This is a genomic window from Mesorhizobium sp. P2_A12, assembly GCF_056405075.1.
Map to the genome: position 1 here is coordinate 883,378 of NZ_JBFUCU010000001.1, position 24,477 is coordinate 907,854.

The following is a 24,477-nucleotide window of genomic DNA, read 5'->3' on the forward strand; positions in this document are numbered from 1 at the left end:
CTTGCGTGACCTCGCGCAAGCGCGCCGCCCCGATTATTTTTCCGGGTTCTTCGGGCTCCACAGCACGGTCTCGGCGCCTTTCTCGTAAGCCATCCCCGAGGGGTAGCTGATCGCTTCTAGTTGCAGACCCCACGGCGCCTGGAAATAGAGAATGGTCTGGCCGGCGGCCGGCCCTTCGGAAACCGGTATCGGCCCCATACGCGTCTTGACGCCCTTGGCGTCGAGATAGGCTTTGGCGGCGGCGACGTCATCGACGTAGAAGGCGATGTGGAAGCCGCCTATGTCGCTGTTGCGAGGCGTCAGATCCTTCTGGTCGGGCGCGGTGTATTTGAACAGTTCGATGTTCGATCCGGTGCCGCAGCGAACCATGGTGATCTGCTCGATCACCGCCTTCTTGTCGACACCCAGCACATCCTGCATGAAGGTGCCCTTGTTGTCGGCGAACGGACCGAACGACATCGCCTTTTTGCAGCCGACCACCTCGGTGAAGAAGTCGACCGCCTGTTTCATGTCGGGAACCGTGATGCCGGTGTGATCGTGGCCGCGCATGCCGGGTATCGAGCTGGCGGCGGCCATTCCAGCGCTGCCTAGGATGGCGGCGGCGAGCGTTGCATTTCGAAGTATCGTCTTCATGTCAGTCCTCCTCCATGGGCGGGGCCCGGTCATTTGGCGGTCGCACGTTCGAGGCCCGCTTTTCGGCGTGCGTATGCGTTCACCTCGGCGCTTTGGCAGCGGAAGGGATGTCCAGCCAGCCTGGGTCGATTTCGGGCAGCGGGATCGCTGAGATCAGGTCGCGCGTGTAGCTTTGCTGCGGATGTTCGAACAAGGCATCGGTGGCGCTCGCTTCGACGATCACACCTTCCCGCATGACGATCACTTGCCGGCACAGCCGCCGAATGACAGACAGATCGTGGCTGATGAAGGCGACGGTCAGGCCCATCTCGGCCGCAAGCTTCTCCAGAAGGGTGAGGATCTGCGCCTGGGTCGACACGTCGAGGCCGGAGACGATCTCGTCGGCCAGCACGAATTTCGGCGCCAGCGCCAACGCGCGCGCAATGCCGACGCGCTGGCGCTGGCCGCCCGATAGTTCGTGGCGATAGCGGCTGGCGAAGCTTTGCGGCAGGCCGACGCGCAGCAAGGCCTCGGCGACGCGCGCCTTCAGATTGTCGCCAAGGCCATTCTGCTTCAGCGGCGCGGCGATGATGCTGGCAATGGTGCGGCGCGGGTTGAGCGACGACATCGGATCCTGGAAGATCATCTGCAGGTTGCGGCGCAGCGGCCTGAGTTCCGGCTCAGGCAGATGCGTGATGTCACGGCCCTCGAAGCTGATGCTGCCGGCGCTGGGTTCCAAGAGGCGCACCAGGGCGCGGCCGAGGGTCGACTTGCCCGATCCGGATTCGCCGACGATGCCGGTCACCGAGCCCCTGGGCAGGTCGAAGTCCAGGCCTTTCAGGATCTCAGCCAGCGGCGCGCGGCCGATCAGCGGCTTCCGTGTCATGTCGGGCAGCGCGACCTTCAGCCCGCGCACCTTGAACAGCGGCTCAGCCATGGGGCCGCCTCCAGGCCTGGTCGGCGGCGGTGATCTCCGCGGCAAGCCCGGCCAGGACCGCCTCGTCCACCGGCCTCAGCGAGGCGAAGGGGTCGGTGTAGCGCGGCGTGGCAGCCATCAGCGCCCGCGTATAGGGGTGCTGTGGGCTGGCGAAGAGAGCTGCAGTCTCGGCCTCCTCCACCACCTTGCCGGCATAGAGCACCGAGACCTTCTGGCTGATCTTGGCGACGACGCCGAGATCATGGGTGACGAACAGGATCGCGGTGCCGTGCTCGCGTTGCAACTGCACGATCAGCCGCAGGATCTGTTTCTGCACCGTGACATCGAGTGCGGTCGTCGGCTCGTCGGCGACGATCAGCCGTGGTTCGGCGGCGAAGGCAGCGGCGATCAGCACGCGCTGGCGCATGCCGCCGGAAAGCTCGTGCGGGTAGCTCTTCAGCACCCGGTCGGGGTCGCGGATCTGCACCTCGTCCAGCAACTGGCGGATGCGCGTATCGGCCCTCTCGCCGCTCCAGCCCAGGATGCGCACCAGCCGGTCGGTCATCTGAGAACCGATGCGGCGTGACGGGTTGAGCGCGGTCAGCGGATCCTGCGGGATCAGCGCCGTGCGTGCACCGATCAGCGTGCGCCTTGCCTTTGGCTGCAGCCTGCCGAGGTCTTCGCCCTCAAGCAGCATATCTCCCTCGACAATGCGCACGCTCGACGGCAGCACGCCAAGCACAGCCTTGCCGATCATCGTCTTGCCGGCGCCGCTCTCGCCAACCAGCGCGCGGACCTCTCCCGGTTGCACGGAGAGCGACACCGAGCGCAGCACGCGCTGGCCGTTCGGCAGCACGGCGCTCAAGTCCCTGATGTCGAGACAGGCGCTCATCGCAGCACCGGGTCGAAACGCGTCTTCAACGCCTCGCCGAACTGGCTGAACGACAGCACCGTCAGGATCAGCGTGATCAGCGGAAACACCAGCACCCACCGGGCAACACTTCACGCAGCATGATGCCGATGCGGCCATAGCCGGCAATGCGGGCATTCTCGACATAGTCCATGCGCGACTGGCCCATGGTCTCGGCCCGGATCACCCGGCAGAAACGCGTCCAATCGATGACGGCGATGGCGATGATGACGGAGCTGAGCCCGGTGCCGAGCACGGCGACCAGAAGGATGGCGAACAGTACCGGCGGGAAGGCCATCCAGACGTCGACGATGCGCGAGATGATGCGGTCGGCCCAGCCGCCGAAATAGCCCGATATCAGCCCGAGCGTCGAGCCGACCACGCAGGCGGCGATGGCTGCGGCGAAAGCGACGACAAAGGCGATGCGGCCGCCGAAGATCAGCCGCGACAACAGATCGCGGCCGAGGCTGTCGGTGCCGAGCCAATAGCCGGGCTCGGCGCCGCTCATCCAGAACGGCGGCAGCCGCTCCAGCATCAGGTCCTGCGCCAGCGGATCCTGCGGCGCGATCAGCGGCGCGAAGATCGCGGCCAGCAGCGCCAGCAGCAGCCAGCCGCCGGCCAGCCACAAGCGGGGGGATACGCCACGCCTCGGAGCGCGCGCCTCATCCATGGCGCAGCCTCGGATTGAGCAGCGCATACATCATGTCGACGGTGAGGTTGATCAATACGAACAGCAGCGCAAAGACCAGCACGATGCCTTGGATCAGCGGCAGATCGCGATTGATGACGGCATCGATCGCCATATTGCCGAGGCCTTCATAGGAGAACAACCGCTCGACGATGACCGTGCCGCCGATCAGGAAGGTGAACTGTACGCCGATCAGGGTCAGCGTTGGCAGGGCGGCGTTCTTCAGCGCTTCGCGCAGGATGACCTGCGTTTCCGAAAACCCCTTGACCCGCGCCAGCACGACATAGTCGAGGTCGAGCACTTCCTTCAGCGACTGTTTCAACAGCTGCGAGATGATCGCCGCCAGCGGCAGTGCCAGCGCAACCGCCGGCATCAACATGTGTTTGAGGAGGTCCCAGGTGAGATCGAAGCGCAGTCTCAGGATGCTCTCGGCGAGATAAAACTGGGTGACGAAGGGAAGGTCGAACTGCGGCGACACCCGGCCGGAAATGTCGAAGATCGGCACCAGCACGCCGAACAGCAGGATCAGCACCAGGCCCCACAGGAAGTCTGGAATGGAAAGTGCTGCACCGCTGGCGATGTCGATACCGGCCTCGACCGCCGTGCCGCGTTCGCGCGCACCGAGGATCGCGGTCGTGCCGCCGATCGTCACCGCCATCAGAAGGGCAACGATGGCAAGCTCCAGCGTCGCCGGCAGCCGGTTGAAGACAAGACCGAGCACATCCTGCCGCAGCGAGATCGAGGTGCCGAAGTCGCCCCTGACAACGCCGGACAGCCAGATGAAGAATTGCTGCACGATGGTCTTGTCGAGCCCGTAGAGCGCGCGCAACCGGGCGATGTCGGCTTCCGTGGCGCCGGGCGGCAGCATCATCGCGATCGGATCGCCCGGAGCAACGCGGATCACGACAAAGACGACGACGGCCACGCCGAACAGCGTCACCAGCATCGTCAAAAGACGGATCAGGAATCTTTGCAGAAGCATGTAAATCTTTGCAGGAGCCCGCTGGCTCGTATGCCGGATAGAAATGCGCGCCGTCTCGATGGACGGCGCGCGGCAATCCCAGGCCGCTATCAGGCCGGGGTCATCAGGGCCGGCAGCAACGCGCCGGAGACATGCTGGACCACGTTGACACCCTTGGCATGCACGATCGGCTGCGCATACTGCATCAGCGGCAGCACGTAGGCCTGCTCGGCGATGTATTTGTCGACCGCCTTCCAGCCGGCAATGCGCTTGGCCTCGTCCTTCTCGCCCCACAGCGGGTTGATCATGTCGATCAGGTCCTGGCTGTCCCACACCGAGTGCGGGCTCGGGCCATACATGGCAAAGCCGGTCGAGGTGGTCGGATCGCCGATGGCATTGCCCCAATTGTAGAAGGCCGCCGGCGCCAGCTTGTCGGCGGCGCGCAGTTCGTAGTGCTTGGCGATCTCGTAGACCTCGATCGTCGCCTCGATGCCGACCTTGCGCCACATGCCGACGATCGCCTGGATCATCTCATAGTCCTTGGGCTTGAAGCCCTTGGTCGTCTGGATGGTGAATTTGACCGGCTTTTCCGGCGAATAGCCGGAGGCGGCGAGCAATTCCTTGGCTTTTTCCGGATTGTGCTCGACCTTGATCGACGCGTCGTAGGCCGTGTATTCCGGCGTCTCAAGCGTGTCGATCGGCCGGCCGTAGCCGCGCAGCAGGCGGTCGACCAGCAGCTTCTTGTCGATCGACATCACCGCTGCCTGGCGGACGTTCTTGTCCAGCATCGCCTCGATGTCGTTGAAGAAGATCATGCCGATGTCGGACACGTTCTTGCACGAGCCGGCAAGGCCGTCCTTGGCGATCAGCCGGTCGTACTCCTCATAAGGGATTTCGAGCGTCACCTGCGAGGAGCCGGACTCGATTTCGGCGACGCGGCTCGCCGCATCGGCGACGAATTTGATCGTCACGTTCTCGAAGGCCGGCTTGCCGCCCCAGTAGTTCGGATTGGCTTTCAGCCGCAGGAAGGCGTTGCGCTCGAATTTTTCCACCATGTAGGGGCCGGTGCCGATCGGCGCCTTCTCAAAACCTTCCGCACCGACTTTCTCGTAATAGGCCTTGGGCATGATGTAGCCGGTCAGGAACGACATCCATTTGAAATACACGGGGTCGAACTGCACGACGTCGCCGGTGATCTTGTTGCCTTCGATCTTGAAATTGCTGACGTTCTTCCAGACGAACTGGATCGGGTTGCCGGTCTTTTCGTCACCCGCCCGCTGCAGCGACCAGACCACGTCTTCGGCCGTGAACGGCGAGCCGTCGTGCCAGGTCACGCCTTCGCGCACCGTCATCATGATCTTCGTGCGGTCGTCGTTCCAGCCCCATTCGGTGAGCAGGCCCGGCGCAAAGGAGAGGTCCGGCTTTTGCGGGATGAACTGGTCGAACACCGACTGGTAGAGACCCTGGATCGTCGGGTTAACGGCCGATGGTCCGGTGGTCGGATCCCAGGACGGCAGGTTGACGTTGTAGGCGATGGTCAGTTCGCCAGCAGCGGCCCTGGCGATCTGCGGCAGGCCGATAGCGGCCGCCCCGAGTGCCGCGGCACTGTATCCGAGCAATTCGCGTCTGTTGATTGTCATGGTCGTTCCCCTTGTTGGTTTATTGTCTTTGCGCGGCGATCTCAGTTCATCGTTTCAGGCTCCTTGGGCAGCAGCGCCTTGCCCTTCTTCACCCGGAAAATCCTAGGCTCCTACCTCCCGCCAAGTTGTTGCGCGAGCATGTAGCCCGAGGCCGCACCGGTGCCGGCGCCCGGCCACGTCGCAGCTCCCGTGAGATGCAGATGCGCCACTGGCGTGTTCCAGTCCGCAAAACCGCGCGCCGGACGGAACAGGAAATTCTGCGCCAGATGGTGGCTGCCGCAGACCTGGTCACCGCCGACGAGGTTCGGGTTCTCGCGCTCCAGATCGATCGGCGAAAACACCGCCTGGCCGAGGATCTTGTTGCGCAGGCCGGGTGCGTAGCTCTCGATGATGTCGAGAACGCGCTCGGCGTAGACTTCCTTGACCTTGTCCCAATGCGCGGGCGCGATCTTGCCGGCGGCGTCGCCGAGGATTTCGGCGGGCAGCATGCGCACCTGCACCCACAGCACGTGTTTGCCTGCGGGCGCTCGTGTCGGGTCGATCGCTGTTGGCTGGCCGACGACCAGCACAGGTTCGTCCGGCAGCAGGCCCGCCATCGCCTGCTGATAGGTACGCGACATGGCGTCGAGCGAAGGCGACAGATGCACATAGGCAAACTGCCGCAATTCTGCGCCGGCGCGCCAGTTCGGCAGGTCGTCGAGCGCCAGATGGATCATCATCGTGCCGGGTGCGTGGCGAAACGTTTTCATCGCCGTATCGAAGCCGGCGTCACCCGAACCATTGGGCAGCAGCTTGCCGGTCAGCGCGCTTGGCGCCACGCCGGCGATGACCGCCTTGGTCGCGGTATGCGTCTCGCCGGACGCGAGCCGCACGCCGGTCGCCTTGCCGGCGGAAACCGTGATCTCTGCCACCTCGGCACCGGTGACGATTGTGCCGCCGGCAGACGTCACCATGCCGGACAGGGCCCGGATGATGGTATCTGCACCGCCCTTGCCCAGCACCATGCCGAAGCTCTGGTTGGCCATCGATTCCAGATAGGGGAACACCGCGCCGCCGGCGATGTCGGGCGCGAAGTCGAGATGCATGCCCCAGGTGGCAAGCGTCGCCCGCACATAAGGCGACTCGAAATTTTCCTCCAGCCACGCGCGAGGTGACGACAGCAACAGCCGGCCGGTATCGAGCGCGCCGGACATACCCTTCTTGCGCCAAAGGTTCCATGCCGTGCTGGCAAGGGCGCGGGCGCTCATCGGCGATCCCAGAAGCCGGAACAGGTGTTCGGCCTCGGCAGGAAAGGCGGCGACCAGCCTGCGCCATGTCGCGGCATCGGCGGCTGAAAAGGCGGCCATGCGCGCTGCGGTCTTTTCCAGGTCGTTGCTGACGCCGAACCAGCGTCCGTCCGGGAAGGCGCTGGCAAAACAGTCGGCGACCGGCGCGAACTCCAGCCCTTGGCGGTTCAATTCATTTGCATATTTCCGATGGAAGGCCGAGCCGGCAAACAAGCTCAAATTCATCGCGCCGAAATCGTGGCGGAAGCCGGGAAGGGTGAATTCGCGGGTCTGGACGGCGCCGCCGATTGTTGCACTGCGCTCGAAAATCCCGGTTTTCCAGCCTTTGAGCGCCAAATGCGCGGCGCATGCCAGACTGTTGTGGCCCGCCCCGACAAAGATGGCGTCGAACTCGCTCACGCCCCGGTCCCATTTCCTTTATGCTTAAAGATAATTGCAGATGCATATGTTTTCGTCTAGTAGGATATTAAGGGCCGAGACGAGCCTTGATCATCATCACGAAAGAGGGAACAGAGACCATGGACACCCAAAAACTCCTCGGCGAAGTCGCCGGTCAGCTCCTTTCAGGCGCCATCAAGGTGGTCGACCTGTCGGCGCCGCTCGGCCCTAATACGCCACTGATCAAGCTGCCGCCGGAACTCGCCGTCGACACGCCGAAGGTCGAAATCCATAACATCTCCCGCTATGACAAGAACGGCCCGTGGTGGGCGTGGAACTGGCTGAAGCTCGGCGAGCATTCGGGCACGCATTTCGATGCGCCGCAGCATTGGATCACCGGCAAGGATTATCCAGACGGCGCCACCGACACCATTCCGGCACAGAACTTCGTCGGCCCTGTCAATGTCATCGACTGCTCGAAGGAAGCCGCCGCCGACCACGATTTCCTGCTCACTGTCGACCACGTCAAGGCATGGGAAGCCAAGCATGGCGCGATCAATGCCGGTGAATGGGTGGTGATGCGTACCGACTGGTATAAGCGCAATGGCTCCGAAGCCGAGTTCCTCAACGCCAACGAGACCGGCCCACATACGCCGGGTCCGACGGCGGAAACCATCCAGTTCCTGATCAGCAAGGACATCAAGGGCTGGGGCAGCGAGACGATCGGCACTGACGCCGGCAAGGCCGGTGGCATGGAGCCGCCATTCCCGGCGCATACGCTGATACACAAGGCCAACCGTTATGGGCTTGCCAGCCTCTGCAACCTCGACCAGTTGCCGCCGAAGGGTGCGATCCTGATCGCGGCCCCGCTCAAGATCGAACATGGCACCGGCAGCCCGATCCGCGCGCTGGCGCTTGTTCCGAAGGGCTAAGCGAAAGCGTTTGACGTGAGCCCGCCGGATCACATCATCGTCGGCAGCGGCATCAACGCGTTGGTCTGCGCGGCGATGCTTGGCGGCAAGGGGGCGAAGGTGCTCGTCCTCGAGCGCAACGACCGCATCGGCGGCTGCATGCGCACCGAGGAGATCACCGCGCCCGGCTTCGTCCATGACGTGATGGCAACGACCTTCGTGCTGTTCATCACCTCACCGGCCTTTGCAGCGCTAGGCGCCGACCTCGCCCGGCACGGACTGGAGTTCTGCCACACCGGCACGCCGACCGGCGTGCTGCGGCCGGACGGCAGCCATGCCGTGCTCAGCACCGACCGCGCCGCCAACATCGCGGCGCTCAATGCCATCGCAGCCGGCGATGGCGACCGTCATGCAGACGATGTCGGTGGCATCGAACGCAATGCCGGCCTGCTGTTCGGCCTACTCGGCGGCAGCCTGTGGTCCTATCCGACGGCGAAGCTTTTGGCCGGTGACGGCTGGCGGCGCGGCCCGCGCGGCCTTGCCGCCTTTCTCGGCGAAGCGCTGGTGCCGGCGCGCAGCTGGCTCGAAAGCACCTACCAGTCCGAAACCATCCGCGCGCTGTGGGCGCCCTGGGTGCTGCATGCCGGGCTCGGACCGGAAGATGCTTTCTCCGGCCAGATCGCCAAGGTCATCGCCTTTGCGCTGGAGGCGGCCGGCGCGCCGATCGTCAAGGGCGGGGCGAAGAACCTGCTGTCAGCCTTCGAGGCGCTCATCATCGAGCGTGGTGGCGTCATCGCCACCGAAGCGGACGTTGCCGCCATCATCCTGGCTGGAGGCCGGGCCACCGGCGTGCGGCTGGCTTCGGGCGAAACGGTCAACGCGAAGAAGAGCGTCATTTGCTCCGTCACGCCGACGCAACTCTATGGCCGGCTGCTCGCCGCTGATGCTCCAAAGGACGATGCCGAGGCGACGCGGAAGTACCGCTACGGCAAAGGCAATTTCCAGATCCACTACGCGCTGGACAGACCGCCCGCATGGCGCGGCGATGGCCTCGACAAGGTCGCGTTGCTGCACCTGACACCGGGACTGGATGGCGTGTCGAAGGCCTGCAACGAGGCGGCGCGTGGCATGCTGCCGGAGGTTCCGACCATCTGCGTCGGCCAGCCGCATGCGCTCGATCCGTCGCGCTGCCCGCCGGGCAAGGCGATCCTGTGGCTGCAATTGCCCGAGGCGCCGAGGCATATCAAGGGCGACGCCGCCGGCAAGCTGGCGACACCGGCCGATGGCCAATGGACCGAGGCGCTGCGAGAAGCCTATGCGGACCGCGTCGAGGCCATCCTTGCCAGCCATATCGACGGCTTCAAGGACAGCGTCATCGCGCGCCGCGCCTATTCGCCGGCCGATCTCGAAGCGATGAACATCAATCTGGTTGGCGGCGACCCTTATGGCGGCTCGTCGACCATCGACCAGTCGTTCCTGTGGCGCCCGTTCAAGACCAGCCGCAACCACCAGACCGGCATCAAGGGCCTCCACCATATCGGCGCCTCGACCCATCCGGGTGCGGGCCTCGGCGGCGGCTCCGGCTTTCTCCTGGCGGGGAGGCTGTGATGGAGCAGAAGGTAGCGGAAAAGCGCCAGCGCATTTCGACCTTGGGGCAGATCGGCCTGCAGCAATTCGCGCCCTATCTGATGAACCGCATCATGGGCCGCTACAACGCCACCTTGCGCGACGATTTCCGCAAACAGGGGCTGACCATTCCGCAGGTCCGCACGCTGGCCGTGCTGTCGGTCACCGACGGCATCACCGTCAACGACCTGTCGGTCTATACGGTGATCGAGCAGTCGACCTTGAGCCGGACGCTCGACACGCTGGAGGGCCAGGGCCTGGTGCGGCGCGAGCAGGGTGTCACCGACAGCCGCATCCGCCATGTCTTCCTGACCGACGATGGCCGCGCCGAGTTCACCCGCGCCTGGCCGGCCATGCATGACGCGTTCGAGGCGATGTTCAACGATATCGACGACGCCGAATATTCCGCGCTCATCGCCACACTTTTGAAGATGCTCAAAAACATTCGCAAGCACGACATCTAGACCTACGCGCCGCCAGCGCTGGCGGTAACGGAAGGGAGAAAGAAATGGCCGAACGGTCTTTTGCCAAGGAAGTCGAAAAACTGCGGCTCGGCGCCGGCGAGGAATTTGCCGGCGAAGGCATTCTCGCCATCACCAAGGCGCTGCTGCAATGCGGCGTCGGCTATGTCGGCGGCTATCAGGGCGCGCCGATCAGCCATCTGATGGACGTGCTGGCCGATGCGCAGGACATTCTGGGCGAGCTCGGCGTGCATTTCGAAGCCAGCGCTTCGGAAGCCACCGCCACCGCCATGCTGGCCGCATCGGTGCATTACCCGATCCGCGGGGCTGCGACCTTCAAGTCGACCGTCGGCACCAATGTCGCCTCCGATGCGCTCGCCAATCTGGCGTCCGGCGGCGTCACCGGCGGTGCGCTGATCATTGTCGGCGAGGACTACGGCGAGGGCTCCTCGATCATGCAGGAGCGCAGCCATGCCTTTGCCATGAAGAGCCAGGTCTGGCTGCTCGACCCGCGCCCCAATTTGCCGTCGATCGTCAAGGCGGTGGAGGACGGCTTCGAGCTGTCCGAGATTTCCAACACGCCGGTCATGCTGCAGGTCCGCATCCGCTGCTGTCATGTCCATGGCCATTTCATCGCCAAGGACAACAAGCGGCCGCCGATGACGGTGGCCGATGCGCTCGACGCGCCACGCCGCGACACCGGCCGCATCGTGCTGCCGCCCGCCTCCTTCCTGCACGAGAAGGAGAAGGTGCAGAAGCGCTGGCCGGCGGCGGTGGATTTCATCCGCAAGAACAAGATCAACGAGATGTTCGGATCGGATCATGGCTCGGTCGGCATCGTCATGCAGGGCGGCATGTACAATTCGGTCATCCGCGCGCTGCAGCGTCTCGGCCTTGCCGACACCTATGGCGACACCGATGTGCCGCTCTACGTGCTCAATGCCGTCTATCCCTTGATCGATGACGAGTTCCTGTCCTTCTGCGAGGGCAAGCAGTCCGTGCTGGTCGTCGAGGAAGGCCAGCCCAACTACATCGAGCAGGCCTTTGCGGCGATGCTGCATAAGGCCGGGCGCGGCACCAGGCTGGTCGGCAAGGAGCATCTGCCGATGGCTGGTGAATACACCGGCCAGGTCATGCTCGACGGTATCGGCGCCTTCCTGCGTGCCGAGGCGCCGCATCTGTTGCCGGGTGAGGTGCGCGCGCCCAACAAGGTCGGCGACGGCGTCGATACCGCCGACCTGATCAACGTCGTGCCGGGCCGTCCGCCGGGCTTCTGCATCGGCTGCCCGGAACGGCCGATCTTTGCCGCCACCAAGCTGGTCGAGCAGGAACTTGGCAAGCACCACATCGCTTCCGACATCGGCTGCCACCTGTTCTCGATCATGCCGCCATTCGAGCTCGGCGCCACCACCATGGGCTATGGGCTGGGACCGGCCTCGGCCTCGGCCTTCAATTCGCCCGACGCCAAGCGCCGCTCGATCTCCTTCGTCGGCGACGGCGGCTTCTGGCACAACGGCCTGACCTCCTCGATCGGCAATGCGGTGTTCAACAAGAATGACGGCGTCATCGTCATCGTCGACAATTTTTACTCCGCCGCCACTGGAGGGCAGGATATTCTGTCGTCGCGCGCGGGCAACAAGACCAAGTCGACGAAGCATCCGATCACCGAGGCGGTGAAAGGCATGGGTGTCAAATGGTTGCGCCACATCGACCGCACCTATGACGTCACCAAAATGCAGGACACGCTGCGCGAGGCGCTGACCACCGACGAGAAGGGACCGAAGGTCATCGTCGCCTCGTCTGAATGCATGCTCAACCGGCAGCGGCGCGAAAAGCCCCTTGTCGACAAGGCGATCAAGGTTGGCGAGCGCGTGGTGAAGCCGAAGTTCGGCATCGACGAGGACATCTGCACCGGCGACCATGCCTGCATGCGGCTGTCGGGCTGTCCGTCGCTGTCGGTGAAGTCGCTCGACGATCCGCTGCGCGACGATCCGGTGGCGCATATCGACCAGAGCTGCGTCGGTTGCGGCAATTGCGGCGAGGTCGCCGATGCGGCGGTGCTCTGCCCCTCCTTCTACCGCGCCGATGTCGTGCACAATCCGGGCCGCTGGGACCGCGTCCTCGAAGCGGCGCGGCGCGCCACCATCAGCCTGTTGCAGCGCCGCCGCGAAAGCCGGCGCCTGACCTTCGCCGATGCTTGACGCTGTCCCGCCTTTTCGCCCCCGAGCCGGCGCTCACGATGACGAGCGCGTCATCAAGCTCGCCGTGCTGGCGGTCGGCGGCCAGGGTGGCGGCGTGCTGGCCGACTGGATCACCGACGTCGCCGAGCGCAACGGCTACGTCGCGCAATCGACCTCGGTCGCAGGCGTCGCCCAGCGCACCGGGGCCACAATCTACTATGTCGAGATGGCCCGCGACACCGGCCGGCTGCCGGTCTTCGCGCTGTCGCCCTCGCAAGGCGACGTCGATATATTGATCGCGGCGGAACTGATGGAGGCCGGCCGCGCCATCATCCGCGGCTTCGTCACGCCCGAGCGCACGACGCTGATCGCGTCGTCGCACCGCATCGCCGCCGTCTCGGAAAAGATCGAGCCTGGCGACGGCCGGGCGTCCTCCTCGAAAGTGCATGCGACGGCGGAAGCCGCCTCGAAGCGCTTCATCGCTTTCGACATGGAGAAGATCGCCGCCGACAACGGCTCGATGATCTCGGCCAGCCTGCTTGGCGCGCTGGCCGGGTCCGACGCGCTGCCGTTCACCCGCGAGAGCTATGAGCAGGCGATCGGTGCTGGCGGTCGCGGTGCGAAGGCCAGCCTCGCCGCTTTCGGCGCCGCGTTCGATCGCGCGCGCGGCACGGCGGTACCGACGCCAAAGACGGCCGAGTCGGCGCTTGTCGGATCTACCCCAGGCGCAGGGCAGGTGAGTGGCCCGCAAAATCTGCTGCAAGGCTGGCAGGCCTTGGCCGCCCGCATCGATGTGATGCCCGAGGCGGTGCGCGACATGGCGCTCAGGGGCCTGAGAAAGGTCGTCGACTACCAGGACATTGCCTACGGGGGCGAGTATCTCGACAGGCTGGACAAGGCCATCGCGCTAGACGGGCCGGGCCGCGGATATGACTTGTCGGTCGCTGCCGCGAAGCATCTGGCCAACGCCATGTGCTACGACGACATGATCCGTGTCGCCGATCTCAAGACGCGCTCGACGCGCGACCGGCGGGTGCGCCGCGAGGTCGGCGTCAAGGACGGTTCGATCCTGCAGGTGACCGAATATTTCCATCCGCGCATCGAGGAATTCTGCGGTACTTTGCCGGCAAGGCTTGGCGGATATATCGAGAGCCGGCCGAAGCTCGCCGCGTTTCTCGACCGCCGCATCAACCATGGCCGCCGCATCCGCACCGACGGCTTCGCCGGCTTTGCCGCGCTTTGGTTCATCGGCGGCTTGCGCCGCTGGCGCCGCAGCCTGCTGCGTCACCAGATAGAGACAGCGCATCTCGAACGCTGGTACGCGCTGGCACTCGGCTACGTGCCGGCCGACTACGCGTTGGCCGTCGAAATCCTCAATTGCCGCCGGCTGATCAAGGGCTACAGCGACACCCACGTCCGCGCCCACTCGAAATTCGACCGCGTGCTGTCGGCGCTCGATCTGGTCAAGGGTCGCCCGGACGCCGCCGACTGGATACGCCGCCTGCGCGAGATGGCGTTGAAGGACGAGAAGGGCGACATGCTCGACGGCGCGCTGAAGACCGTGGCGTCGCTCTGAAGCAAGCTACTTCAGGCGATGAGGTCCCGCATCGGCTTCACCGCGGCCGAATCGGGAAACACCTTATCGCCGAGGGCCGCGGCCGAAAGGCCGAACTGATCGGCGAGCAGCCCTTTCAGCACTGCCCTGACATCGCTGGTCGGCGTCAGGTCGCGTTGCTCGTAGAGTTGAGCCGGCTTCAACCCCGGCCAGTCGGCGATGACGCGGCCGCCCTTGATCGCGCCGCCGGCCAGCAGCACCACGGTGCCGGTGCCGTGATCGGTGCCGACAGTGCCGTTGACCTGCGCGGTGCGCCCGAACTCGGTGATGGTGACGATCGCCGTGTCCTTCCAACGCTCGCCCAAGCCCTTCTCGAATTCCTCGAAGACGCCGTCGAGGCCGCCGAGCAAGGTGGCGAGCCGGCCGGTCGCCCCGCCTTCATTGACGTGCGTGTCCCAGCCATCGAAGGCCAGGGCCGCAACGCGCGGCCCGTCATCGGCAGCGATCAGCCTGGCGGCGCCTTGTGCCGCCTGCCGCATCCCCGCCGCACTGTCGAGGCCGCCCTTCGGCTTCATTGTCTTGCCCATCTTGTCGTCCACGGCCATCCGGTCGGCGTCTAGCCCCTTTTGCAACGCCACCGCGAGAACCGGGTCGCGGTGCTGGTAGAGATCGAGAACGCGCGACGCCAGCCCGTCGCCGGGCGTCGGCAGCGATTGCGGCGCCCAGCCAAGCACCGGTGCCGCCCCACGGATCACCAGCGGTGTCGACGGCCCGACGGCCAGACCGCCAAGCGTTGCCACGCGGTCGCCCGCTGGCAGGCTTTCCAGCGCCCGATTGAGCCAGCCGGTCGTGACATGTCCGGGGCCGGCAAAGCCGCTTTCCAGCACATCCTGGCCATCGAAATGCGAGCGCTCGCGATAGCCGGTCGCGGCCGCATGCACGACCGCCGCCTGGTTATTCCCATACAGCCGCGCAAAAACCGGCATCGCCGGGTTGAGCGCGAAGAAGCCGTCCAGCGGCAGCGCCGCATGCGGACCGCTTAGCGACAAGGCGATGTCGCCATGCAGGCCGGCATAGTCGGGATCGCCGACCGGACCGACCGCCGAGAGCCCGTCCAGTGCGCCGCGCAGCACGATGACGATCAGGCGCGGATCGCGATTGTCGGCGGCGCGGGCAAAGCGGGGCATGTAGGCCCAGGCAAACAGCGCGCCGCCGGTCATCAATATCGCGCGGCGGGAGGGATTGGGAATTTCGCACAGCAGGCTCATGATGTCGTCTCCACGGCAGCGATCTTTTGCTGGAACTATCTGCGCTGGAATTCGGGGGCCATCAGCAACAGCGCCAGCCCTTGCTGCTTGGATTCGGCCCTTGCGATCGCTTGCCTCGTCTCCGGTGAGGCGGCAGGGCCGATCAGCGCATCGAGCATGTCGTTGGGATTGCCGATATCCCTAGCCTGCCGCGCTGCCTGCCAGGCGATGTCGAGGCGGATCTTCATGCCCTCCGCCGATGCCCAGCCGTCGGCCCCGTCGGGAAAGCCGTTCGGTCCCGGTGGTTGCCACAGCGGCTCGCCCAGCGCGTTGAGCCAGCCGAGCGACTGGCCGGGGTCGTTGGCCGGACCGGGGCCGGTCGCCCTTCGGATGGCGACGACATAGTCGAAGGGCGAACGCATCTTCGCCAACGGCGTCGACCACGCCTCCGGCATGGCGATGAGGGCGGCGGCCAGCGCCCGCAGATTGCCGTCGGTCTTGGCAAAGACCTTGGCGAGGCGGGCGATTGCAGACGGCGGCGGCGTGTCGGCGATGAAATGGCGGGCCAGCTTGGTGGCGATATGCAGGGCCGTTGCCGGGTGGCGGGCGATATCGTTGAGCGCGGCCTCCGCCTGTCCCATGCCGCCGGCAGGATAGGTCTTGCCGAGCAGCATTGCATCCCCCGGCTCATGTGCGTTTGCGTTGAAGACAAAATTGCCGGGCTCGCCCAGCCGCCCATCGCGCCCGGCCATCGTCCAGCCTGTGAGGATGCGTGCGAAACTGGTGACATCGGCCTGGCTGTAGCCGCTGCCGACGCCGAGCGTGTGCAGTTCGAGGATTTCACGGGCGAGGTTTTCATTGAGCCCGCGCTTGCGATTGCTGCCCGCACGAGAGTCCGGCCCGACCGACTGCTGGTTGTCGAGATTGAGCAGCATCGCCGGATGATGCTCCACCGCCAGCAGCATGTCGGCAAAGCGGCCGAGCACGAAAGGGCGGATGGCCTCCCGCTCGAAGGCACCGGCGCTGGCTTCAATGAGGATGTCCTTCGCCACCGAAACACAGAAATGGTTCGACCAGAAACAGACGAGCCGTTCGACGAAGCCGGCCTTCGCCCAAATGGCCTTGTCGAAGCGCGCCTGTGCTTCCGCCCGGAACAATGTCGCCTCAACCTGCGGCACGACGGGTTTGTCGGTCGGCGCAGGCGCGGGGTGGGCTGGCGTGATCTGGGCGGGCAGGGCCTGTGCGGGCACAGCTTGGGCGCTCGCCGTCGCTGGCTGAGCTGCCGCGGCGGCCATGCGCTCGCGCTGGAGCTGGAAATTTGCCGCCATGCTGACCTGGATGGCCGGCGTGCTGCCCAGCAAGCCGGCATAGGCCGGATCGTCGAGCGAGATCATGGCGATGTCGGCTTGCCGCAGTTCCGCCCTGAGATAGCCGCGCGGGTCGCCGGCCAGCATCTCGCGGTCGCCGGGCCTTGCACCAAGCCCGAAGCGGTTGAATGCGACGAGTACCGGATCTGGCGGCAGGGAATTGGAGGCCGGGACAGTCAAGTCAGCTCTCCATCGCCTGAGCCTCAAGCGCCTGGCGCATGAGGCTCGTTCGAGCCGTTTCGAGCATGGTCAACAGGGGGAGGAGGCCGGCACGGAGTGGCCGACCCCCGACGAGCATCCTACCAGTGATGCCGGCGGTGCCAGACATGGTGCCGATGCCAGGCGTAGAAGGCCGGGCCATGCCGATAGATGTAACGAGGGTAGACCACCACACGATTGGGCACGCAGCGTCCCCAGGGATTGGGATGCCAGCCCGGACCGCAGCCCCAAGCGGCATGCTCGACCAGCGCCGGCGCGGCAAGCGGCGCCATTGGCATCGCCGAGGATGCCGCAGCCGTCGCAACCGTTCCGGTCACGGCGAGAGCCGCGGTGAGCACGTATTTTGTCAAATAATTCATGGCCATACTCCGAAGTGTCCGAGGTTGAAAACCTGCACGCACATGGTCCGGCAGGTCCTGCCCTTCTCCTGTTAAACGGCGTCGTCGGCGTTTTCCGTCGGTCGTCACGGCGATTTTTTTGGCACCGCCGACAGTTGCGACCCAGCGCGTCTGATGAGCCCTTCCGCCAGCACGCGGCGGCCCTCGGCGGAACTTGCCGCCGCGAACGCGACGATGCGCTGCTCAAGCCGCATGCGCACGGTGACGTCGGCATTGCGCGCCCGCTCCAGCGCCGCCGACAGGGCCGTCGCGTCCAGAACCGGCTGTCGCAGCAGGTCTGCCGCCTCGCGCCTGGCTTGCTGGCCGTCGAGGATGACCTGACGGGATTCGCGGCGAACGTCGCGCAGCGCCTCGCGGAACACCGTGCGATCCTTATCGGGAAGCCGGCCGCCGGCAGTCTCCAGCGAGTAGCCCTGGCCTGACTTGCCGCTTCTTATCCAGACGGCCCCGCCGGCAAGCGCTCCGGCCAGGAAGACGTTGAGCACCACCGACAGGGTGACAAGGTTTCGGCTCATGCTCATAGGTCTTCCTCGATCGTGTCGCGGTCCGGGCCGGCGTCGCCGAACGCCGTCGCATTGGCATCCAGCACGTAGCGGTCCGGCTGGACCTCGGGCGTGACGATGCTCACCAGGGCCAATCCGGCGACAGCGCCAGCCAGGCCAATGCCGGCAAGCCCCAGTCCAAGCCACCAGAACCGCTGACGCCGGCGCTGGGCGAGGTACCGGCCGGCGGCCTGCAGGATGCTGCCGTGCAGGGCCCTGTCGGGGGCGTCGACACGGTAGCTGTCCAGCAGGGCGTCAAGTCTCCCGGCATGCTGCAAAATGGCCTGGCCAGCCTCGCTCGGCGCAAAGATCGCGGCGGCCACCCGTTCAGCCTCCGGCCATCGCCGCAAGTCACCGCCATAGGCCGCAGCCAGGGCCGCAAAGCGCTTGGCATCCATTGCCGGTTCGTTCCTGGACCCTTCAGCCATGGTGTTCCCCTTGCCCATCGGCGCCGCTTGCCCGATTCTCACTCATCGGCGCCATCCCTGGCCAGGATCGTCTGCAGCGACCGCCGGCCGCGCGAAAGCAGGCTCTCCAGGGCGTCGACGCTGATCTCCAGGGTCGCTGCCGCCTCGACGTTGGACATCTCCTGGTAATAGACCAGGACGATCGCTTCGCGCTGGCGCGGCGCTATGCCTTGCAGCGCTCGTTCGACCCGCTGCGCGTCTTCCTGCGGATGGGCATCGGGAAGTGCGGCCGGGTCGACCATTTCCGGCAGGTCGTCGGTCACCCATTCGCGCTTGCGGCGCAGCCGGTCGTAACAGAGGTTCAGCGTCACCCGGTGGACCCAGCTGTCGAAGCGCGCATTGCCGCGTCGCCAGCCCGAGGCATGGCGCCAGATCCGCACGAAGGTCTCCTGCGCGACATCCTCGGCCTCCGCAGCATCGCCGAGCATGCGCACGGCAAGCGCCAGGATGCGGGGCAGTTTGCGCGCGACGAGCGTCTGCACGGCTGCCGGATCGCCGGCGCCGACGCGGCGAACCAGCTCCTCGTCCGGATCGGCGCTCATCAGCCGGCGCACTCCCGATGTTCATCGCACGTCATTGCCTCTTGGTCATTGCTCCTGCTTGGGAGCGGTTTTGTGGCCCGGCAGTTCGTCGGCCGTCAGGACGCCGTCGGAATTCTTGTCCAGCCTGGCAAAGCGCTTGGCGAAGAAGGCATCGAGTTCGGCGCGGTCGACGAAGCCGTCATGGTTGGAATCGAGACGCGCGAAGGATTTGACGGGGTCGCCCTTGATGTTGCGCTTGGCCTGAAAGGCTTCCCATTCCAGCAGGCTGATCTTGCCGTCGCCATCCGTGTCGGCAGCCATGATCGCCTTCTCGCGCCGCTTCTGGAATATGGCCAGCGTGATGTCGGACCTGGCCTTTGGTGTCGCTGGCGCGGCAACCGGCGGCGTCGCGGCAGGCGGCTGCGTCGCCGTCTGGGCGAGAGCCGCTACGGTCAGCAGGCTCAAGGCAGCGGCAAGTATCGAACGGCGTATCATGCGTTGGCGTCTCCGGTTGGCGCGTCGGCCACGGCCTGTGCCGAGGTTACGCTTCGACCGTTAAACGCCGCGACGACGGAAATCCGTCGGTCGCGCAAATCCGTTTCGGACGCATTTCCTGGATGCAAGGCCCCGTCAGCGGCTGCAATGACGTGCCGAACCCGGCGCCTCAACGCTGGACGTGAACCGTGCCAGGTTTGTCGCCGGCCTAGGCGAAACCGCGTCGGCGGAGACCTAGTCTGACTGGTCGGCCGCGACCAACTGGTCCGGTTTGAAGCCGGCATGTTGCGGGGTCCACACGTCACCCTCGCGGTTGAACCAATGGCACATGAATATGCCTGAGGCCGCGCCGTCGCTGATGGTCATTTTCGGGCCTCCGGACTTCAGCCTGACGACGTCTCCGGTCTTGAAATTGTTGGGCATTTTCGACCTCCATTCAGAGGCTTAGAGTGTCACACCAAACCAGGGCCTCGACAATGGCCGATATGCCTCGCCGGCGCCGCAAGCCTTTGCTCCAGCGGCGGTTCGGCCTTAACCTTTCCGTAAATATTTGGCTGCTACGTGGACGGCGATGGCCTCGTGGCGGAGCGGCTACGCTGGAGACTGCAAATCTCTGAAGCCTCGGTTCGATCCCGAGGCGAGGCCTCCATCCTCACTTACCTGTCCTACTAAGCAGCGAGAGGCCGGAGCACGGGCTTTAGTCCGGTGACGACGCCATTGATGGCTGTTTGAAGGGATGGTGCCGCTTAGGTGACTCGAACACCTGACCCCATCATTACGAATGATGTGCTCTACCAACTGAGCTAAAGCGGCCCAGGAGGCCAGAGCCTCCAAGATGCGGGGGTGATAGACTCAACCGGCGGCGAATTCAAGATGCGACTTGGCAATTCATGCAAGGGTCTATGTGGCCGTCGAAAGCCGTCCGTCGCGTTTGCTCGCCAATCGGGCGCGACGTCAGGCGTGCGGTTCGCTCCCTCCTGCTGGTCAAAATTGCTGAAACACGCTGATTTCGTTGCCGGAACAGCGTCGGAATGGACTTTGCACACCCTGACAAGGCAGAATGCGCCGCTCGCCCGTTGATTGATTGGTCGCCTGCGGCTAACGATCATGGCAAGGTTGGGCAAACGTGCAGAGGGATCCGCTTGGACGCAATCGAAAAGGCGATCCGGAATGCCTTCGAGAAAGGCAACGCCGAGGACCGCGCGTTCCGCGAAAGGGTCTATCGATCGGCTTTTGCCGCGCTCGACCGTGCGCTCCAGGCCAATCCTGACGTGACCGTGGAAGTCGCCATCAAGCGCCGCAAGGCGATACAGGCGAAAATCACCGAAATCGAATCCGAGTATCTGCCGGCGGTGCCGGATATCGGCCCGCAGGGCGATGCGCCGGCGGTCGAGCTTGGCGGGGACCCGGCTCCTGCGGTCGAGGTGGGTGCGGACCCCGCTCCTGCGGTTGAGACCGGGCAACCGGCATCACCCGTCGTTGTCGTCGACGAGCCCGTGCAATCCGCCTCCGATGCGCCTCGCTCGCGTGTGCTGCCAGTCGTTCCCGACATCATGCCGGACGCCGGCCTTCCCGGCGCGCCGGCCATCGACATGACTGCTCCCGACTCGGCCGACGCCGCGACGGAAGTGGCGCCCGATCGCGATGAACGGCGCATAAGGGGGCGTCGCCTGCCGCTGACCGCCATCTTCCTGACCGTGACGCTGCTCGCCGCTGTCGGCATCGGCCTGTTCTTTGCCATGCAGACCGGCGTGTTCAAGACCCAGGCGCAGCTCGACACCGCTCCGCCCGAAGCGCCGCCGACCGTCAACGACGACGACTTCACACCGGCCGATGGCGACACCGGCCCGGCAAAGCCCGGTGCCGCGGACCAGTCGCGCGACTGGATCAACGTGTTTTCGCCGACCGACGCGTCGCATGTCAGCGCCCCGTCGGATGCCAAGGCCGAAGTGATGAAGGACGACACCGGGTCGTTCCTGCGCATCCGCTCCGGCGCCTCCGGTTCGGCGATCAGCTTCGATGTCGGGCAAGGCGTGCTGGAACAGCTCGCCGGCAAGCATGCCGTGTTCGACATCATTGCCCGCTCCGAAGAAGGCAAGGAGACGCAGATTTCCGTCGACTGCAATTTCGGCGAACTGGGCGACTGCGGCCGCAAGCGCTACGCGGTCGGCCAGCAGCAGAACGAATATCTGTTCGACGTGCAGTTTCCCAAGAAGCACCCGGGCTCGGCCGGCACGATCGCCGTCAATTCCGACTTCGACAAGCAAGGCAAGGCGGCGGACATCTACGAGATTCGGGTCTCGGTCGAGCCGTAAGCGCATCCGTGCAGGACAAGTGGCCTAGAGCCGGATGATTTCAGGTCGAATCGACCTGAAATCTGAATCCGCCTCTAAATCAAAGAGATAGAGCATGATGTCGTCCGAAAACCGCTTCACACTTTTCGGCATCATGCTCTAGCGATCGAGCAGCGCCTGCAGCGTCTCGATGCGGTCGGCTTCGTTGGCAGGCTTGTCCCAGCGCAGCCGCGAAATGCGGGGAAAGCGCATGGCGACGCCGGATTTGTGCCGGGTCGAGCGGTTTAGGCCCTCGAAGGCGACTTCCAGCACCAGGCCGTTGTCGCGATCTGCCCGTACCGAGCGCACCGGTCCGAAGCGTTCGACGGTGTTGTCGCGGACATATTTGTCGATCTGCTTCAGCTCTTCGTCGGTGAAGCCGAAATAGGCCTTGCCGACCGGCACCAGTTCCTCCTCGCCTTCGCCGCCGGACCAGACGCCGAACGTGTAGTCCGAGTAGAAGCTCGAGCGCTTGCCATGGCCGCGTTGGGCATACATCAGCACGGCATCCACCGTGTGCGGATCGCGCTTCCATTTGAACCACGGGCCTTTCGGCCGGCCGGCGACATAGGGCGAGTCCCAGCGCTTCAGCATGACGCCCTCGATGATCGGATGCGGCGGCGCCCGGCGCAGCTCCTCCAGCGCCTGCCAGTCGGCGAAGTCGACGAATGGCGAAAGATCGAAACGGCTCGGGTCGAGCGTCCCGACAAAGGTCTCCAGACGGCCGCGCCGCTCGCGAAACGGCAGCGCGCGCAAATCCTCGGCGCCGATCTGCAGCACGTCGTAGCAGCGCATGAAGGCTGGATATTGCTGCTGCATCTTCGGCGTCACCGTCTTGCGGTTCAGCCTCTGCTGCAGGTCCGAGAAGGTGCCGGTCGCCTGCCGGGGATCGCCGACCAGCAGTTCGCCGTCCAGCGTTGCGGAAAAATGCATGGCGTCGGCGAGATCCGGAAAGGCGCCGGAGACATCGTCGCCGGTGCGCGAATAGAGCCGGCGGATACCGCCTTCGGCGACCGCCTGGACGCGGATGCCGTCCCACTTCCATTCGGCCGCATAGTCCGCGGGGTCGAGCTTTTCGAGATCGCCGTCGCCGACCGGGTTCGACAGCATGACCGGGCGAAACAGGGCCATCGCCGTATTCCTGGGCTTTTCGGCCTTGCCTTCCAGCCAGGCGAACAGCGCCGTGTAAGGCGGCGACAGCCCATGCCAAAGCTCCTCGATCTCGGTGACGTCGACCTTGCCGAAATCCGCCAGCGCCTGTTTGGCCAGCCGTGCCGACACGCCGATGCGCAGGCCGCCGGTGACCAGCTTGATGACGGCAAAGCGCGCCGAGATGCCGGCGCTGTCGAGCAGTCCGGCCAGCACCTTCGGTCCGTCGGAGCGGCTTGCCGCCTGCAGCCTGGCGACGACCTCGCCGAGCGTCGGCTCGCGGTTCGGGATGTTTCCGGGCGTTTGCGGCCAGACCAGCGACACCGTTTCGGCAAGATCGCCGACATAGTCGTAGGAATAGCCGAACAGCACCGGGTCCATGCGCTCGGTGACCAGGGTGCGCAGCATCGCCGGCTTGACCGCGGCGATGTTGAGATCGCCAGTGATGGCAGCCAGGGCCAGGCCACGGTCGGGATCCCCCACGCTGCGGAAATGGTCGGTCAGCAAGGTCAGCTTGCCGTTGCGCGACGGCGTCAGCACCAGGCGATCGAGAAGTTCGGCGAAGCGGTTCATGCCATCAATCGCCCTCGTCCTCGTAGCCGACCAGATGCAGCGGCCGCGCGGCGATGCCCTCGAGTTCGCACCAGCGCACCAGCGCTTCCTCGCGGCCATGCGTCACCCAGATTTCCTCGGCCCCGGTCTCCTTGATGGTGGCGGTCAGTTCGTCCCAGTCGGCGTGGTCCGAGATGATCAGCGGCAATTCGACGCCGCCTTGCTTGGCGCGTTGGCGGATGCGCATCCAGCCTGAGGCAAAGCACGAGATCGGATCGGGAAAGCGCCGCGCCCAGCGGTCTGCGAAAGCCGACGGCGGACCAACCACGATGGCGCCCGCGAAATCCTGCTTGCCGCCCTCCACCGTAGCCGGTTCGAGCGTCCCAAGCTCGATGCCCTGGCTCTGGTAATATTCGCTGAGCCTGGCCAGCGCGCCATGGATGTAGATCGGCCTGTCGTAGCCGGCGTCGCGCAACAGCCGCATCACCCGCTGCGCCTTTCCCAGCGCATAGGCGCCGACAAGATGCGAGCGTTCGGGAAACTGAGCCGCCGATTTCAGCAGGCGGGCGATCTCTTCCGTGTCGGGTGGATGGCGAAACACCGGCAGGCCGAAAGTCGCCTCGGTGATGAAGACATCGCACGGGATCGGCTCGAACGGCGCGCAGGTCGCGTCTTTCTGCCGCTTGTAGTCGCCGGAAGCGACGATGCGCGTGCCCTGGTGCTCGACGGCGATCTGCGCCGAGCCAAGCACATGGCCGGCTGGATGGAAGTTGACGCTGACACCGTCGAGGACAATCGTCTCGCCGAGCTGTGCGGCTTGCGTTGTGTCGGCAAAATCCTCGCCATAGCGCAGGCCCATGATGTCGAGCGTCTGCTGTGTGGCCAGCACCGAGCGGTGGCCGGAACGCGCATGATCGGAATGACCATGCGTGATCAGCGCCCGGTTCACCGGCCGCACCGGGTCGATGAAGAAATCGCCTGGCGGGCAATAGAGGCCCTCGGGCCGGGGATGGAGCAGGTCTGAGGCGCGCATGATCCCCAAGATAGGATATAATTCCGTTGC

The 24,477-nt window shown here is 65.2% G+C and carries 22 protein-coding genes, 2 tRNA genes and 1 pseudogene; 7 read left to right on the forward strand and 18 right to left on the reverse strand.

Annotated features, from left to right (window positions below; genetic code table 11):
* Positions 1-33 precede the first annotated feature (33 nt).
* From AC1DZU_RS04180 to AC1DZU_RS04210, 7 genes and pseudogenes are all read right to left on the reverse strand, one after another.
* Entirely contained in the window at positions 34-633 is a 600-nt protein-coding gene (locus tag AC1DZU_RS04180) for a VOC family protein (RefSeq protein ID WP_477281978.1), read from the reverse strand.
* Positions 634-712: 79 nt separating this feature from the next.
* On the reverse strand, positions 713-1,549 hold the full coding sequence (locus AC1DZU_RS04185; RefSeq protein WP_477281980.1) for an ATP-binding cassette domain-containing protein: 837 nt from the start codon (positions 1,547-1,549) through the stop codon (positions 713-715).
* Positions 1,542-2,420: an ABC transporter ATP-binding protein gene (locus AC1DZU_RS04190; RefSeq protein ID WP_477281982.1), complete on the reverse strand. Its 879-nt coding sequence runs from the start codon at positions 2,418-2,420 to the stop codon at positions 1,542-1,544. Before AC1DZU_RS04190 ends, AC1DZU_RS04185 begins: the two co-directional genes overlap by 8 nt.
* Positions 2,417-3,108, reverse strand: a pseudogene (locus AC1DZU_RS04195) (ABC transporter permease). Before AC1DZU_RS04195 ends, AC1DZU_RS04190 begins: the two are co-directional and overlap by 4 nt.
* Positions 3,101-4,108 (reverse strand): ABC transporter permease, encoded by a 1,008-nt coding sequence (locus AC1DZU_RS04200; protein ID WP_477281984.1) that lies wholly within the window; start codon positions 4,106-4,108, stop codon positions 3,101-3,103. The pseudogene AC1DZU_RS04195 and the gene AC1DZU_RS04200 overlap by 8 nt, the downstream one beginning before the upstream one ends.
* Before the next feature lie 89 nt (positions 4,109-4,197).
* Positions 4,198-5,727, reverse strand: coding sequence for an ABC transporter substrate-binding protein (locus AC1DZU_RS04205; protein WP_477281985.1), 1,530 nt, complete (start codon positions 5,725-5,727; stop codon positions 4,198-4,200).
* A gap of 110 nt (positions 5,728-5,837) precedes the next feature.
* A complete protein-coding gene (locus AC1DZU_RS04210) occupies positions 5,838-7,412 on the reverse strand; it encodes a phytoene desaturase family protein (RefSeq protein WP_477281987.1) in 1,575 nt (524 codons plus the stop codon).
* Between the two features lie 119 nt (positions 7,413-7,531).
* Between AC1DZU_RS04210 and AC1DZU_RS04215 the strand changes: the two genes are divergently transcribed.
* The 5 genes from AC1DZU_RS04215 to AC1DZU_RS04235 are packed head-to-tail and all read left to right on the forward strand — an operon-like array spanning position 7,532 to position 14,145.
* Complete coding sequence (locus AC1DZU_RS04215; protein ID WP_095084285.1) at positions 7,532-8,323, forward strand: cyclase family protein; 792 nt, start codon at positions 7,532-7,534, stop codon at positions 8,321-8,323.
* 15 nt (positions 8,324-8,338) lie between these two features.
* The gene (locus AC1DZU_RS04220; RefSeq protein WP_477281989.1) at positions 8,339-9,910 is read left to right on the forward strand and encodes a phytoene desaturase family protein; all 1,572 of its coding nucleotides are present in this window, start codon (positions 8,339-8,341) and stop codon (positions 9,908-9,910) included.
* Entirely contained in the window at positions 9,910-10,392 is a 483-nt protein-coding gene (locus tag AC1DZU_RS04225) for a MarR family winged helix-turn-helix transcriptional regulator (protein WP_095082552.1), read from the forward strand. Before AC1DZU_RS04220 ends, AC1DZU_RS04225 begins: the two co-directional genes overlap by 1 nt.
* A 44-nt stretch (positions 10,393-10,436) precedes the next feature.
* Positions 10,437-12,590 (forward strand): thiamine pyrophosphate-dependent enzyme, encoded by a 2,154-nt coding sequence (locus tag AC1DZU_RS04230; protein ID WP_477281992.1) that lies wholly within the window; start codon positions 10,437-10,439, stop codon positions 12,588-12,590.
* The gene (locus AC1DZU_RS04235; protein ID WP_477281993.1) at positions 12,583-14,145 is read left to right on the forward strand and encodes an indolepyruvate oxidoreductase subunit beta family protein; all 1,563 of its coding nucleotides are present in this window, start codon (positions 12,583-12,585) and stop codon (positions 14,143-14,145) included. The genes AC1DZU_RS04230 and AC1DZU_RS04235 overlap by 8 nt, the downstream gene beginning before the upstream one ends.
* Before the next feature lie 11 nt (positions 14,146-14,156).
* Here AC1DZU_RS04235 and AC1DZU_RS04240 read toward each other — a convergent pair whose 3' ends face one another.
* The 8 genes from AC1DZU_RS04240 to AC1DZU_RS04275 form a co-directional block, all read right to left on the reverse strand.
* Positions 14,157-15,392, reverse strand: coding sequence for a DUF1501 domain-containing protein (locus AC1DZU_RS04240; RefSeq protein ID WP_477281995.1), 1,236 nt, complete (start codon positions 15,390-15,392; stop codon positions 14,157-14,159).
* Between the two features lie 35 nt (positions 15,393-15,427).
* A complete protein-coding gene (locus AC1DZU_RS04245) occupies positions 15,428-16,918 on the reverse strand; it encodes a DUF1800 domain-containing protein (RefSeq protein ID WP_477281997.1) in 1,491 nt (496 codons plus the stop codon).
* Positions 16,919-17,037: 119 nt separating this feature from the next.
* Positions 17,038-17,316 (reverse strand): GCG_CRPN prefix-to-repeats domain-containing protein, encoded by a 279-nt coding sequence (locus tag AC1DZU_RS04250; RefSeq protein WP_095084283.1) that lies wholly within the window; start codon positions 17,314-17,316, stop codon positions 17,038-17,040.
* Positions 17,317-17,420: 104 nt separating this feature from the next.
* A complete protein-coding gene (locus AC1DZU_RS04255; protein ID WP_477281999.1) occupies positions 17,421-17,876 on the reverse strand; it encodes a periplasmic heavy metal sensor in 456 nt (151 codons plus the stop codon).
* Positions 17,873-18,295 carry a hypothetical protein gene (locus tag AC1DZU_RS04260; RefSeq protein WP_477282001.1) on the reverse strand — a complete coding sequence of 141 codons (423 nt, stop codon included), beginning with the start codon at positions 18,293-18,295 and terminating at the stop codon, positions 17,873-17,875. Before AC1DZU_RS04260 ends, AC1DZU_RS04255 begins: the two co-directional genes overlap by 4 nt.
* A gap of 68 nt (positions 18,296-18,363) precedes the next feature.
* Complete coding sequence (locus tag AC1DZU_RS04265; protein WP_477282003.1) at positions 18,364-18,906, reverse strand: RNA polymerase sigma factor; 543 nt, start codon at positions 18,904-18,906, stop codon at positions 18,364-18,366.
* Positions 18,907-18,951: 45 nt separating this feature from the next.
* Positions 18,952-19,380, reverse strand: coding sequence for an EF-hand domain-containing protein (locus tag AC1DZU_RS04270; RefSeq protein ID WP_477282005.1), 429 nt, complete (start codon positions 19,378-19,380; stop codon positions 18,952-18,954).
* A gap of 234 nt (positions 19,381-19,614) precedes the next feature.
* Positions 19,615-19,803, reverse strand: a complete 189-nt coding sequence (locus tag AC1DZU_RS04275) for a YodC family protein (protein ID WP_095082538.1) — start codon at positions 19,801-19,803, stop codon at positions 19,615-19,617.
* Between the two features lie 150 nt (positions 19,804-19,953).
* Between AC1DZU_RS04275 and AC1DZU_RS04280 the strand changes: the two genes are divergently transcribed.
* A tRNA-Cys gene (locus tag AC1DZU_RS04280) sits at positions 19,954-20,029 on the forward strand.
* Positions 20,030-20,117: 88 nt separating this feature from the next.
* On the opposite strand, the gene AC1DZU_RS04285 is transcribed toward AC1DZU_RS04280, so the two are convergent.
* A tRNA-Thr gene (locus AC1DZU_RS04285) sits at positions 20,118-20,193 on the reverse strand.
* 329 nt (positions 20,194-20,522) lie between these two features.
* Here AC1DZU_RS04285 and AC1DZU_RS04290 point away from each other — a divergent pair.
* The gene (locus tag AC1DZU_RS04290) at positions 20,523-21,695 is read left to right on the forward strand and encodes a hypothetical protein (RefSeq protein ID WP_477282007.1); all 1,173 of its coding nucleotides are present in this window, start codon (positions 20,523-20,525) and stop codon (positions 21,693-21,695) included.
* A 138-nt stretch (positions 21,696-21,833) separates the two neighbouring features.
* Here AC1DZU_RS04290 and AC1DZU_RS04295 read toward each other — a convergent pair whose 3' ends face one another.
* Positions 21,834-23,435 (reverse strand): cisplatin damage response ATP-dependent DNA ligase, encoded by a 1,602-nt coding sequence (locus AC1DZU_RS04295; RefSeq protein ID WP_477282009.1) that lies wholly within the window; start codon positions 23,433-23,435, stop codon positions 21,834-21,836.
* Between the two features lie 4 nt (positions 23,436-23,439).
* Positions 23,440-24,447 carry a ligase-associated DNA damage response exonuclease gene (locus AC1DZU_RS04300; RefSeq protein WP_477282011.1) on the reverse strand — a complete coding sequence of 336 codons (1,008 nt, stop codon included), beginning with the start codon at positions 24,445-24,447 and terminating at the stop codon, positions 23,440-23,442.
* Between the last annotated feature and the right edge of the window lie 30 nt (positions 24,448-24,477).

Bases quoted from the DNA above. Each gene is read 5' to 3' on its own strand.
- AC1DZU_RS04240 (WP_477281995.1), bottom strand. From the start codon at position 15,392: ATGAGCCTGCTGTGCGAAATTCCCAATCCCTCCCGCCGCGCGATATTG.
- AC1DZU_RS04205 (WP_477281985.1), bottom strand. From the start codon at position 5,727: ATGACAATCAACAGACGCGAATTGCTCGGATACAGTGCCGCGGCACTC.
- AC1DZU_RS04275 (WP_095082538.1), bottom strand. From the start codon at position 19,803: ATGCCCAACAATTTCAAGACCGGAGACGTCGTCAGGCTGAAGTCCGGA.
- AC1DZU_RS04260 (WP_477282001.1), bottom strand. From the start codon at position 18,295: ATGGATGCCAAGCGCTTTGCGGCCCTGGCTGCGGCCTATGGCGGTGAC.
- AC1DZU_RS04225 (WP_095082552.1), top strand. From the start codon at position 9,910: ATGGAGCAGAAGGTAGCGGAAAAGCGCCAGCGCATTTCGACCTTGGGG.
- AC1DZU_RS04300 (WP_477282011.1), bottom strand. From the start codon at position 24,447: ATGCGCGCCTCAGACCTGCTCCATCCCCGGCCCGAGGGCCTCTATTGC.
- AC1DZU_RS04235 (WP_477281993.1), top strand. From the start codon at position 12,583: ATGCTTGACGCTGTCCCGCCTTTTCGCCCCCGAGCCGGCGCTCACGAT.
- AC1DZU_RS04180 (WP_477281978.1), bottom strand. From the start codon at position 633: ATGAAGACGATACTTCGAAATGCAACGCTCGCCGCCGCCATCCTAGGC.
- AC1DZU_RS04200 (WP_477281984.1), bottom strand. From the start codon at position 4,108: ATGCTTCTGCAAAGATTCCTGATCCGTCTTTTGACGATGCTGGTGACG.
- AC1DZU_RS04255 (WP_477281999.1), bottom strand. From the start codon at position 17,876: ATGAGCATGAGCCGAAACCTTGTCACCCTGTCGGTGGTGCTCAACGTC.
- AC1DZU_RS04215 (WP_095084285.1), top strand. From the start codon at position 7,532: ATGGACACCCAAAAACTCCTCGGCGAAGTCGCCGGTCAGCTCCTTTCA.
- AC1DZU_RS04185 (WP_477281980.1), bottom strand. From the start codon at position 1,549: ATGGCTGAGCCGCTGTTCAAGGTGCGCGGGCTGAAGGTCGCGCTGCCC.
- AC1DZU_RS04270 (WP_477282005.1), bottom strand. From the start codon at position 19,380: ATGATACGCCGTTCGATACTTGCCGCTGCCTTGAGCCTGCTGACCGTA.
- AC1DZU_RS04265 (WP_477282003.1), bottom strand. From the start codon at position 18,906: ATGAGCGCCGATCCGGACGAGGAGCTGGTTCGCCGCGTCGGCGCCGGC.
- AC1DZU_RS04295 (WP_477282009.1), bottom strand. From the start codon at position 23,435: ATGAACCGCTTCGCCGAACTTCTCGATCGCCTGGTGCTGACGCCGTCG.
- AC1DZU_RS04190 (WP_477281982.1), bottom strand. From the start codon at position 2,420: ATGAGCGCCTGTCTCGACATCAGGGACTTGAGCGCCGTGCTGCCGAAC.
- AC1DZU_RS04250 (WP_095084283.1), bottom strand. From the start codon at position 17,316: ATGAATTATTTGACAAAATACGTGCTCACCGCGGCTCTCGCCGTGACC.
- AC1DZU_RS04230 (WP_477281992.1), top strand. From the start codon at position 10,437: ATGGCCGAACGGTCTTTTGCCAAGGAAGTCGAAAAACTGCGGCTCGGC.